At 56.5% G+C, this 11,821-nt stretch carries 9 protein-coding genes; 2 read left to right on the top strand and 7 right to left on the bottom strand.

Translation table 11 applies throughout. The annotated features are described in order from the left end of the window. Nucleotides 1-42: 42 nt before the first annotated feature. Complete coding sequence (rpoB, locus tag CQ019_RS01275) at nucleotides 43-3,549, bottom strand: DNA-directed RNA polymerase subunit beta (protein WP_105553352.1); 3,507 nt, start codon at nucleotides 3,547-3,549, stop codon at nucleotides 43-45. Nucleotides 3,550-4,299: 750 nt separating this feature from the next. Here rpoB and CQ019_RS01270 point away from each other — a divergent pair. Together CQ019_RS01270 and CQ019_RS01265 are read left to right on the top strand one after the other, a co-directional pair. Next, the gene (locus CQ019_RS01270) at nucleotides 4,300-5,745 is read left to right on the top strand and encodes an amino acid permease (RefSeq protein WP_105568744.1); all 1,446 of its coding nucleotides are present in this window, start codon (nucleotides 4,300-4,302) and stop codon (nucleotides 5,743-5,745) included. A gap of 251 nt (nucleotides 5,746-5,996) precedes the next feature. Further along, entirely contained in the window at nucleotides 5,997-6,494 is a 498-nt protein-coding gene (locus tag CQ019_RS01265) for an aminoacyl-tRNA deacylase (RefSeq protein ID WP_105553353.1), read from the top strand. Here CQ019_RS01265 and CQ019_RS01260 read toward each other — a convergent pair. From CQ019_RS01260 to nusG, 6 genes are all read right to left on the bottom strand, one after another. Then, entirely contained in the window at nucleotides 6,448-7,620 is a 1,173-nt protein-coding gene (locus tag CQ019_RS01260) for an acyltransferase (RefSeq protein WP_105568743.1), read from the bottom strand. The two genes, CQ019_RS01265 and CQ019_RS01260, sit on opposite strands and share 47 nt — an antisense overlap. Before the next feature lie 162 nt (nucleotides 7,621-7,782). Then, a complete protein-coding gene (rplL, locus tag CQ019_RS01255) occupies nucleotides 7,783-8,157 on the bottom strand; it encodes a 50S ribosomal protein L7/L12 (protein WP_105553142.1) in 375 nt (124 codons plus the stop codon). Between the two features lie 71 nt (nucleotides 8,158-8,228). Next, nucleotides 8,229-8,750, bottom strand: a complete 522-nt coding sequence (gene rplJ / locus CQ019_RS01250) for a 50S ribosomal protein L10 (protein ID WP_105553143.1) — start codon at nucleotides 8,748-8,750, stop codon at nucleotides 8,229-8,231. Nucleotides 8,751-9,514: 764 nt separating this feature from the next. Next, on the bottom strand, nucleotides 9,515-10,216 hold the full coding sequence (rplA, locus tag CQ019_RS01245) for a 50S ribosomal protein L1 (protein WP_105553144.1): 702 nt from the start codon (nucleotides 10,214-10,216) through the stop codon (nucleotides 9,515-9,517). Nucleotides 10,217-10,351: 135 nt separating this feature from the next. Beyond that, the gene (gene rplK / locus CQ019_RS01240) at nucleotides 10,352-10,783 is read right to left on the bottom strand and encodes a 50S ribosomal protein L11 (RefSeq protein WP_096283716.1); all 432 of its coding nucleotides are present in this window, start codon (nucleotides 10,781-10,783) and stop codon (nucleotides 10,352-10,354) included. A 128-nt stretch (nucleotides 10,784-10,911) separates the two neighbouring features. Beyond that, nucleotides 10,912-11,802 carry a transcription termination/antitermination protein NusG gene (nusG, locus tag CQ019_RS01235; protein WP_105553145.1) on the bottom strand — a complete coding sequence of 297 codons (891 nt, stop codon included), beginning with the start codon at nucleotides 11,800-11,802 and terminating at the stop codon, nucleotides 10,912-10,914. Nucleotides 11,803-11,821 lie beyond the last annotated feature (19 nt).

Genomic DNA, 11,821 nt, shown 5'->3' with positions numbered 1-11,821 from the left:
ACGCTCGCTGGGCCCGCGGGCCGCTCAAGGCAGCGGTGGAACCTAGACCTCCTCTACGGAGTTTGGCTCCGACCGGGAAAGGTCGATGCCCAGCTCTTCCGCTGCACGGAACGATTCCTCGTCCGATTCACGCATTTCGATAGTGTTGCCGTCGGTACCAAGTACCTCAACGTTCAAGCACAACGACTGCATTTCCTTGATGAGCACCTTGAACGACTCTGGAACACCTGGCTCCGGAACGTTCTCGCCCTTGACGATGGCTTCGTAGACCTTCACACGACCGTGGATATCATCCGACTTGATGGTCAGAAGTTCCTGCAGGGTGTAAGCGGCGCCGTAAGCTTCCAGGGCCCAAACTTCCATCTCACCGAAGCGCTGGCCACCGAACTGGGCCTTACCACCAAGTGGCTGCTGGGTAATCATGGAGTATGGACCGGTGGAACGTGCGTGGATCTTGTCGTCCACCAGGTGGTGAAGCTTCAAGATGTACATGTAGCCAACGGATACCGGATCCGGGAATGGCTCGCCGGAACGACCGTCGAACAGACGGGTCTTACCGGTGTTGCCGATCAGACGGTCGCCGTCACGAGTGACGTTCGTCGAATCCAGGATTCCGCGGATTTCCTCTTCCGAGGCACCGTCGAAGACCGGGGTGGACACGGTGGTCGGACCGGACTGGCGAGGCAGGTTAGGCAGGTTTCGCACCCAAGCCGGCTCGTTCTCGATATTCCAGCCCTGCTTGGCAGCCCAACCCAGGTGGATTTCCATAACCTGGCCGACGTTCATACGACCTGGCACACCCAGTGGGTTCAACACGACGTCAACCGCGGTTCCGTCCTCGAGGAAAGGCATATCCTCAAGTGGCAGAATCTTGGAGATAACGCCCTTGTTGCCGTGACGGCCGGCAAGCTTGTCACCGTTGGTGATCTTGCGCTTCTGTGCCACGTACACGCGAACCAGCTGGTTCACGCCTGGGGACAGGTCATCATCGTTGTCGCGATCGAAGATGCGCACGCCGATGACGGTACCGGACTCGCCGTGCGGCACCTTCAGCGAGGTATCGCGCACTTCGCGGGACTTCTCACCGAAGATCGCGCGCAGCAGGCGCTCTTCCGGGGTCAGCTCGGTCTCGCCCTTAGGAGTGACACGGCCTACCAGGACGTCGCCTGCTTCAACCTCGGCGCCGATGTACACGATGCCGCGGTCATCAAGCTGGGAGAGGATGTCCTCGGACACGTTCGGGATATCGCGGGTGATTTCCTCGGCACCAAGCTTGGTGTCGCGGGCATCGACTTCGTGCTCTTCGATGTGAATCGAGGTGAGCACGTCCTCGAAGATCATGCGCTGCGAAAGGATGATCGCATCCTCGAAGTTGTGCCCTTCCCATGACATGAATGCCACGAGCAGGTTCTTACCCAGGGAAAGCTCGCCCTTGTCGGTCGAAGGACCGTCGGCGATGATCGACTGGAATTCCAGGCGATCGCCCTCGGTGACCAGCACGCGCTGGTTGTACGCGTTGCCCTGGTTCGAGCGTGCGAACTTCATGATCGGGTACATCGACTCGGTGCCGTCATCGTTCATGACAACAACCAGGTCCGCGGAAACCTCGGTGACAACACCTGGCTTCAGGGCGACCACTGAATCGCCGGCGTCGATAGCGGCGTACTTCTCCATGCCGGTACCAACCAGTGGCGACTCGGAGGCCAACAGCGGCACAGCCTGGCGCTGCATGTTGGCGCCCATCAGTGCGCGGTTCGCGTCATCGTGCTCGAGGAACGGAATCAGCGCGGTGGCAACCGACACCATCTGGCGTGGCGAAACGTCCATGAAGGTCACTTCGCTCGGCTCAACGATGACGGGCTCGCCGCCACCGCCCTTTTCACGGACCAAGACGGCGTCTTCTTCGAAGCGGCCATCTTCGCCCAATGGAGCGTTGGCCTGTGCGATGAAGTGCTGCAGCTCGTCATCTGCGGTCAGGTACTCGACCTCGTTGGAAACAACGCCGTCCTTCACCTTGCGGTAAGGGGTTTCGATGAAGCCGAAGGAGTTGATCCGGCCGTAGGTAGCCAACGAACCGATCAGGCCAATGTTCGGGCCTTCGGGAGTTTCAATTGGGCACATACGTCCGTAGTGGGACGGGTGAACGTCTCGAACTTCCATGCCTGCGCGGTCACGGGACAGACCGCCTGGGCCCAGAGCCGACAGGCGGCGCTTGTGGGTCAGGCCGGCCAGCGGGTTGTTCTGGTCCATGAACTGCGAGAGCTGCGAAGTACCGAAGAACTCCTTGATGGCAGCTACCACGGGGCGGATGTTGATCAGCGTCTGCGGGGTGATCGCCTCGACGTCCTGGGTGGTCATGCGCTCGCGCACAACACGCTCCATACGCGAAAGACCGGTGCGGATCTGGTTCTCGATCAGCTCGCCCACGGCGCGGATACGACGGTTGCCGAAGTGGTCGATGTCGTCCACATTAACCGATACGTCGACGATCTCGCCCTTGCGGGTGCCGGAGATGGTCTTCTCGCCTGCGTGCAACGCAACGAGGTAACGGATCATGGCGACGATGTCGTCCACCGACAGTACGGCAGGGCTCTCGGCGTCAACCGGAGTCTCGACACCCAGCTTGCGGTTGATCTTGTAACGACCAACCTTGGCCAGGTCGTAGCGCTTTGGCTCGAAGTACATGTTGCGCAGCAGACCCTGTGCGGCATCAACCGTTGGCGGCTCGCCCGGACGCAGCTTGCGGTAGATATCCAGCAATGCTTCGTTCTGGTCCTTGATGTTGTCCTTTTCCAAGGTGGCACGCATCGAGTCGTACTGACCGAACTCTGACAGGATCTTCTCTTCGCTCCAGCCAAGGGCCTTGAGCAACACGGTGACCGACTGCTTGCGCTTGCGGTCCAGGCGCACACCGATCTGGTCGCGCTTGTCGATTTCTAGTTCGAACCAGGCGCCGCGCGAAGGAATGATTCGCGAGGAGTAGATGGTCTTGTCACTGGTCTTGTCCGGAGCGGACTCGAAGTACGCGCCAGGGGAACGGACCAGCTGCGACACAACAACACGCTCGGTGCCGTTGATGACGAAGGTGCCCTTGTCGGACATCAGTGGGAAATCGCCCATGAAGACGGTCTGCTGCTTGATTTCGCCAGTTTCATTGTTCATGAACTCGGCCTTGACATACAGCGGTGCCGCGTAAGTGGCGTCGCGATCCTTGCACTCAGCGATGGAGTACTTTGGATCAGCGAATTCCGGATCGGAGAAGCTCAAGGACATGGTGTCCTGGAAGTCTTCGATCGGGGAAATCTCCTCGAAGATTTCAGCCAAGCCCGAGGTGTCCGGCACGCTGGTGTCACCAGCGGCTTCGGCCTTGGCTAGGCGAGCCTTCCAGAGTTCATTGCCGATGAGGCGGTCAAAGCTCTCAGTCTGCAATGCCAGCAGGTTAGGCACTTCAAGGGGTTCGTGAATCTTTGCAAAAGAAAGTCGGCCAGCGTATGCAGCATCGCGAGCCGAACTAGCGGTTTGGTTGTTAGGGTTGCTCGAGGCGACCAAGATGGATCCTTCCAAAGACCGTCAGGTTTCCGAACGCCAACCGTGCTAAGGTGCCTGTCATAGGACAAGCCCTCTTGTGACGACGCGAACCCACCGCTATATGAAGGCCGCGCGCAAACAGGTATGGCGCAAATTTCTACTCTACCGGAGTATTTTAAGCTTGTCGATATCCGCCGGAGAGATTCGTGCTATAGTTTCTTGCCGCCTTTTTCGGTCGCCGGAAATTTCCCGGAATTCGCAAGCGCACCCCTCTCCCGGCGGCGACCGCGGCCAAACCCAGTTCGCCCAACGCCTCAGCATTTTCCCACGTGAACTGGCAAATAATCATCTGTTCCGGGGCTTCGAAGCACGACCACGCAGAACACGCTCGCTTCCCCATGGGTACCGTTGCATTTTTCTGTGTTGTTACTCACAGTAGGCGTTCCGGCTTCTGGTTTGGCCACTCCTACGGCCCATGCGGCTCACCTTCGAGCCACTTCTATAAGCATCCGGGGACCGCTCCCCTGCCCTTCCGCACTCATTGAGGCTGCGTTCTCGATATCGGCTTGCGTCACGATTCCGGTCTGGCGCACTCTTTCAGCAACGACAAACGCTTAACCTGGTGTCGTCTGAAATTCCGGACTGCTGATCAAAAAAGTCCCTACTACCGGCCCTGTGATCACGATTACATAGACAGGTAGCTCGACGGGGACGCCGAGGAATTCGATATTCCAGCTCCCGCTCGAATCCCCTAGTTTTCCAAGGAGAGCAGTGAGAACCAGTCAACCAGCCCAGAGCCTCAAACGAGGCTTGAGCACTCGGCATATACGATTCATTGCCCTAGGATCAGCAATTGGAACGGGACTGTTTTACGGCTCGGCAGGCGCCATACAAATGGCTGGACCTGCAGTACTGCTCGCTTATCTTGTCGGTGGCGCCGTGGTCTTCATGGTCATGCGGGCGCTGGGCGAGATGGCGGTTCGCAATCCGGTCTCGGGGTCCTTCGGCAGCTACGCATCTACGTATGTCGGACGCTTTGCCGGCTTCGCCACCGGATGGACCTACACCTTCGAAATGTTCGTCGTTGCCTTAGCGGATGTGACAGCCTTTGGCGTGTATATGGGCTTCTGGTTCCCCAACGTTGAACGCTGGATTTGGATCCTCGCAGTCGTCTTCTTCATTGCAGCGGTGAATCTGCTGTCGGTCAAGGTTTTTGGCGAGCTGGAATTCTGGTTTTCGCTGATCAAGGTGGTTGCGATCATCGCGATGATCGCCGGCGGAATCTTGGTCATCCTCTTCGGTCTTGGCAATCAAAGCGAAGGCGCCGCCGGGATCTCAAATCTCTTCGCACACGACGGATTCATGCCCCAGGGCATCTGGGGCGTACTGATGTCCTTCACCATTGTGATGTTCGCATTCGGTGGCACCGAGGTTATTGGCATTACTGCCGGAGAAGCGCAGAATCCTCGAAAGGTCATCCCGCAGGCGGTCAATTCGGTGCCCGTACGAATTCTGCTGTTTTACGTACTGACCCTGGGCGTCATTATGAGCATCCAGCCTTGGAACACGATCAATGGCGAGGAAAGCCCCTTCGTCTCGATTTTCTCAAGCATCGGGCTCTCCTCAGCGGCTCACGTTTTGAATTTCATTGTGATTACCGCGGCCTTGTCGGCAATTAACGCAGATATATTCGGTGCCGGTCGCATGATCCACGGGATGGCACGGCTTGGACAGGCACCGCAAGTATTTACCAAGACCACCGCCAACGGGGTCCCCTGGGTGACGTCGATGTCAATGATCGGTGCATTGCTGATCGGCGTGCTGCTCAACATTTGGTTCAAGGACCAGATTTTCTTCTTGATTGCAGCCCTAGCAACCTTTGCGACGGTCGTGGTTTGGCTAATGATCCTGATTTCGCATATCGCGATGAAGCGCAAGATCATGCGGGACAATCTTGCGCCGTCGGCTTTCCCGGTACCGCTGTGGCCATTGGGAAGCTACATTGCCGTAGCGTTCATGGTCTTCGTGATCATCATGATTGGCATCGTTCCGCAGACACGCAGCGCCTTGCTCACAGGCGTCGCCTGGATAGCCCTCTTGGCAATTTGCTATTGGTTCTTCGTGCGAGGCAAAGCCGTACCGGCCGGCGGCACCGATGAATATGACGGTGACCAACAGCAGAGCGATCCATTGGAGACGCAGGACGTACATAGCTAATCGACATAATCACGAGTCCAAAACAGCGAGCAGCGGGACACCCGCCGCTCGCTGTTTTGGCTAGTACCGATCGTTTATGCGCCCCATGTCTCCAAATCGTGATGAATATGAGTTAGCCTCGGGGAAAGGCTAAAGCTCTTCGAGGAGAAAGCAGTTGGGTTACACGACCAGATTCTGGCACTGAACGCCGCGGCTACGGCTCGAACTCTAACCCGCCAGAGAACAGCAATGAACAACCAGGAGTGAAGAACATGCATCAGTCAAAAGTCAATGAAGCTCTCACCCGTGTCAGCCTCGATGCTTCACGCCGGGATATTTCGATCGAAATAGTGCCGCGTGAAGCCGCTTCCTCGCTCGAAGAAGCCGCTAAATTGCTGGGCGTCATTCCCGCGCATCTACTCAAAACGCTAGTCATCAAGCGTTCCGACGACACGTATCTATTTGCGCTGATCCCAGGTGGTCGCAAATTGAGCTGGCCTAAGCTGCGAGCCGAGGTTGGAGTCAACAAGCTTTCCCTGCCAGAGGCGGATATAGCTTATGACGTCACCCGTTATGTGCACGGCACCATCACTCCGTTTGGTTCGCACACGGTCTTGCCGCTCTACATTGATTCCAGTGTCTTCCAAGAACCTGTCCCGGAAGTCATCGCCCTGGGCTGCGGCGAACCGGAGCACGGCTTGCTGGTACATCCGCGCGACTTGGTTACCGGATTTGATGCCACGATTGCTGATATTTCCGTTCCCGAGTAGGAGATATTGCCGCTGGTTTCGGAAGCTTCTTGGCCCACCCATTGAGCGCGGTGAGCGACTTAATTGATTCGTTTCGCAGCCAAAGCCCGACTGGCTTCTCCACGAAGCGAGCCACGAGGTAGGCCACGATCAGCATGATGCTTATGGTCAACGCCAGGAGCACATATTTGTTCAAGCTGGCGCTCAGCGAGTGAATGATCCACCAGCCCCAGAGCTGGTGGAACAGGTACAGCGGGTAGGTCAGTGAGCCTGCCACGACTAGCCAACGAGCCTGAACATACCTCAATGGTGTGAGCACGCAGAGCGCCAGCAACGCGATACACAGCACTGCCAATACCGAGAAATGCCATGCAGGCACGGTCAGGCCGGAAAGATAGTCGCTGTCAAAGCTTCCCTTGAGGCCAGTGAAATAGGCGGACACTACCGCGTTGAATGCTACTAAGGCCCAGCGTCCGAGGGTATGCCCGTTCTGATAGATCAGGAACAAGACCATGCCCGCGGCAAACTGTGCCGCGTACTGACCGGCAAACCACTCTTGCAGCTTGGGCATCTCGGCCACATGCAAAAGGATTCCCAGAGCCGGCCAGATGAACGCCAGCCACATGATGTTTTTGGTCTTCACCAGTCCGAATACCAGGAGCAATCCGAGCAGGACGTAGAAACGGAATTCTACCCACAGCGTCCAGTAGACGCCGTCCAGATCCCGAACGCCCATCCCCTGCTGGACCATAGTGAGGTTTGGAACGATATCCCCGCTGCTTCGTCCGTCCTTCTCAGCCGGCCAGATTTTGAAGGTCAGAATCGCCGCCGCAATGACGGCCAACCAGTAGGCCGGATATAGCCGGCCAAGTCTCGATCCGATGAAGTGGATGATGTTTTTCCCCTGGACAGACATCAGGATCACGAATCCGGAGATCAGGAAGAAAAGCTGTACGCCGATCGAGCCATACCGAGTGAACTCTGATAAGACAGGCCAAGCTTCTGGCGCTTTGACACCCCAGTGGCTATGCCCCCAGGTTGTGTAGTGGTAGAGCACAACGATCAAGGCAGCGCTAATGCGCAGCGCGTCTAGTAAGCCTAGCCGTGCACCCGTCTTCTTGGATTCTTGCGTTTCGGTTTTCGACACCTATTCACTGTAAACAATGAACTTGAATAAACCCTGTTAATAGAAACGTTATAAACTTATAAAGTTGTGATACGAGATTTTTTCACGTTAACGACCAAAGGGCCCATGGACACGAAGTCCATGAACCCTTTGGTAATAAGTTGCGAGTGACCGCTGAACTTACTACTTAACCGAGACGGTTGCGCCGGCAGCTTCGAGAGCTTCCTTTGCCTTCTCAGCAGCGTCCTTTGCGGCACCTTCAAGAACAGCCTTTGGAGCAGCGTCAACGAGCTCCTTGGCTTCCTTCAGGCCGAGGGAAGTCAATGCACGAACTTCCTTGATGACTGCGATCTTCTTGTCGCCAGCCGACTCGAGGATAACGTCGAATTCGGTCTGCTCTTCAGCTGCGGCTTCGCCACCGGCTGCTGGGCCTGCAACTGCAACAGCAGCTGCGGAAACCTCGAAGGTCTCCTCGAATTCCTTCACGAACTCGGAGAGCTCGATGATGGTCATTTCCTTGAATGCTGAAAGCAGCTCTTCAGTGCTGAGCTTCGCCATGGTCGGCGTCCTTTCGATTTTGGCCCTGGGGCCTATGAATTGGGTTTACGATGCGAGAGAGTCGCGAAAGCTTAGGCTTCTGCCGGAGCTTCCTCGGCAGCAGCGCCGCCGTCCTCTTCTAGCTTCAGACGCAAAGCGTCCACCACGCGTACAGCTGCGGCGGCCGGAGCCTGCAGTACTGCAGCAACGCGAGTGAGCTGAGTTTCGCGGGATTCCAAAGCTGCCAAAGCAGCGATGCCAGCCTTATCAAGGGCCTTGCCCTCGAAGAAGCCGGACTTGACGACAAGCTTCTCGTTAGCCTTGGCAAATTCCGTGAGGCTCTTTGCGGCAGCAACTGCGTCACCCTTAATGAAGGCGATTGCAGTCGGACCGGAAAGCTGACCATCGAATGCATCGATGCCAACTTCCTTCGCTGCGATAGCGGTCAAGGTGTTCTTCACAACTGCGTACTTGGTCTCCTGACCAAGTGAGCGGCGAAGTTCCTTGAGCTGTGCAACGGTAAGCCCACGGTATTCAGTCAAGACAGCCGCAGTTGATTCCTTGAAGTCTGCAGTGATTTCTTCAATCGCTACAGTCTTGGTAGGCGTTGCCATAACACTCCTTCCGGGGATTTGTTCGGTACCGTTTCATAACCGGCGGAGCCCATAAAAAAGGCCCCGCGCAGGAGCACAGGGCATTTCAACTAATTCAAGTCAAAACAAATCTATGAAACCTGCGTTGGCCGCTCTTTCGAGCTCTTAGGAGTTTATGCAAGCATGCACTCGGCCGACGGTCTTCGGTACATCTAGTCTAAACGGCCAAGGCAGCAACTTCCAAATCCAATGGCGCCAAGGCGGGCATGATTCGAATCACTCAATGGCCGTTAAAATGACAAGGCCTGAGGTCAGCACTTGGGGGACGCTGACAACAGGCTACTTGTCGACACGAAAGTTTTGGGGAAACTTCCGTATCCGGCTTCTACATGGTCTTGGGGGGCCCATGTAGAAACCGCCGATCAAGTCGGTCATTTAAGCTTATCACTACTCATTGCGACTACGGAACAGATCACAGGCAGATAACGGCGACAGTACAGGTAATTCACATATTTGGCACCCAATAGCTATCACCAGATGAATACCATCTAGTCAGCTCGGGTTTCCCTGGCAGTCTAGCTGCGAAACAGCAGAACAAATAGTGAGCGGTTTCCGTGACTGCCTCCACCTTTGCAATTCGCCAAGCGCGGACGTTGAACAAGCTTTTGACTAGGCCTTCAGGCGACTTGTTAGCCTGTCTAGGAAACCATGGAGAGCGAAAACAAAAACCGCGGGACGGACCAGATCTCTCTGGTCAGTCCCGCGGTTTTAGCGCTCGTTGGGCTTTAGGCCTCGATGCGAGTTACGTTCGAATCAACAGGGATGCCTGGACCGAAGGTGGTCGAAACGGTTGCCTTCGAGATGTAGCGACCCTTCGAGGAGGAAGGCTTCAAGCGAAGTACTTCTTCCAGAGCTGCTGCGTAGTTCTCGGTCAGCTGCTTGGCTTCGAACGAAGCCTTGCCGATGATGAAGTGAAGGTTGGCGTGCTTGTCGACGCGGAAGTCGATCTTGCCACCCTTGATGTCATTAACAGCCTTGGCGACATCCATGGTCACGGTGCCGGTCTTAGGGTTTGGCATCAGGTTACGAGGACCCAAGATCTTACCCAAGCGGCCAACCTTACCCATGAGGTCTGGGGTTGCCACGGCCGAGTCGAAGTCGGTCCAGCCGCCCTGGATCTTTTCGATCAGGTCGTCCGAGCCAACAAAGTCGGCGCCGGCTGCGATTGCAGCTTCGGCCTTGTCGCCATTGGCGAAGACAACCACGCGGGCGGTCTTACCGGTGCCGTGTGGAAGGTTCACGGTACCGCGAACCATCTGGTCAGCCTTGCGTGGGTCAACGCTCAAACGGAAAGCTACCTCAACGGTGGAGTTAGTCTTTTCGCCTGCGATTTCCTTAGCCAGGACAATTGCCTCGGTTGGATCGTAGAACTTGTCAGCCACGATCTTGGCCGCGGCGGCTACGTATGCTTTGCTGCGCTTTGCCATCTGCGTTATCTCCTTATGCAGTCGTGGTCATATGGACCGCGCCCGGTCCTGCCACGGGCGGACAGGGTGTTCCCTGCTCGCCTTAGATTAAATTCTTTGTTGCAGTCACCGAAGTGAACTACGAAAAGCTAAAAATTAGCCTTCGACGGTGATGCCCATGGAACGGGCGGTACCGGCGATGATCAACGAGGCGGCAGCCAAGTCGTTGGCGTTGAGGTCAGCCATCTTGGTGGTGGCGATTTCTTCAACCTGAGCCTGGGACAGCTTGGCAACCTTGACGGTGTGCGGGGTAGCCGAACCCTTGGCAACGCCAGCAGCCTTCTTGATCAGCTCTGCTGCTGGAGGGGTCTTGGTGATGAAGGTGAATGAACGGTCTTCATACACGGTGATTTCAACTGGTACAACGTTACCGCGCTGCGACTCGGTCGCTGCGTTGTAAGCCTTGCAGAATTCCATGATGTTGACGCCGTGCTGGCCAAGTGCAGGACCAATTGGCGGAGCCGGGTTAGCGGCGCCTGCCTGGATCTGCAGCTTGATGAGTCCGGTGACCTTTTTCTTTGGGGCCATGTCGGGTCCTTATACTCTTGCAGTTCCCACAACACAGGAGCGTGCTGCGGGTTGTGGCCGTCGTGGCGCGACAGCCGGACGTGCCCTCACCCCGTAAAGCAAACGGAATGGGGCACGAAGACTTAATACTACTGGATCTTGGTGACCTGGTTGAAGTTCAAGGTCACTGGGGTCTCGCGCTCGAAGATCGAAACGAGGACAACCAGCTGCGCCGATTCCAGCTTGATTTCCGAGATCGTCGCCGGCATGGTCTCGAACGGACCATCGTTGACGGTAACCGATTCGCCAACCTCGAAATCGACGGTGACTTCGGTGATTGGTGAACGTCCCGGCTTGGAAGCCGATGGCTGCTCAACCGGATCGACCACCGTGTGCTCCAGCATGGAGAACACTTCGTCGAGGTTCAGCGGGTTAGGATCATGGGCGTTTCCTACGAATCCGGTAACACCTGGCGTGTGTCGAACGACACCCCAAGAAGCGTCGGTCAGCTCCATGCGAACCAGGACGTAGCCCGGGATGCGCACGCGGCGAACGATCTTGCGCTGAGTGTTCTTAACCTCAACGACCTCTTCCATCGGAACCTGGATTTCATAGATGAAATCGTCCATGTCCTGAGTCTGGATACGAGTCTCTAGGTTCAGCTTCACGCGGTTTTCGTAACCTGCGTAGGTGTGAATGACGAACCAGTCACCCGGCTGGCGACGCAGCTTCGAGCGGAATTCTTCCTTGAGCGCGGCGACTACGTCGACGTCGTCTGCTTCAGCGGCTTCGTCTTCTTCGGCTTCGCCCTGAACGTCTGCTTCAGCAGCTTCGTCCTCGTCGGCTTCATCCTGAACGTCTGCTTCAGCAGCTTCGTCTTCGTCGGCTTCGCCCTGAACGGCTTCTTCAGCAACAACGGCTGGAGCTTCGGTCTCGTCGGTTGCAACCTCGGCGGCGGTTTCTACCTGCGCGCCGTCAGCTTCAACGAACTCGTTTTCGACCTCGTCATTAATCTGCGGTTCGAGTTCCTTGTCGGACACTGCAGCTCCTGCTTTCTTT

This window comes from Arthrobacter sp. MYb229 (genome assembly GCF_002975405.1).
Taxonomy (GTDB): Bacteria; Actinomycetota; Actinomycetes; order Actinomycetales; family Micrococcaceae; genus Glutamicibacter.
The sequence above is the reverse complement of the archived record's forward strand: the minus strand, read 5'-3'. Positions and strand labels throughout refer to the sequence as shown.

What these genes read in the sequence shown, in the direction of transcription:
- CQ019_RS01265 (WP_105553353.1), top strand. Translation starts at nt 5,997, where the DNA reads ATGCATCAGTCAAAAGTCAATGAAGCTCTCACCCGTGTCAGCCTCGAT.
- rplL (WP_105553142.1), bottom strand. Translation starts at nt 8,157, where the DNA reads ATGGCGAAGCTCAGCACTGAAGAGCTGCTTTCAGCATTCAAGGAAATG.
- rplJ (WP_105553143.1), bottom strand. Translation starts at nt 8,750, where the DNA reads ATGGCAACGCCTACCAAGACTGTAGCGATTGAAGAAATCACTGCAGAC.
- rplA (WP_105553144.1), bottom strand. Translation starts at nt 10,216, where the DNA reads ATGGCAAAGCGCAGCAAAGCATACGTAGCCGCCGCGGCCAAGATCGTG.
- rplK (WP_096283716.1), bottom strand. Translation starts at nt 10,783, where the DNA reads ATGGCCCCAAAGAAAAAGGTCACCGGACTCATCAAGCTGCAGATCCAG.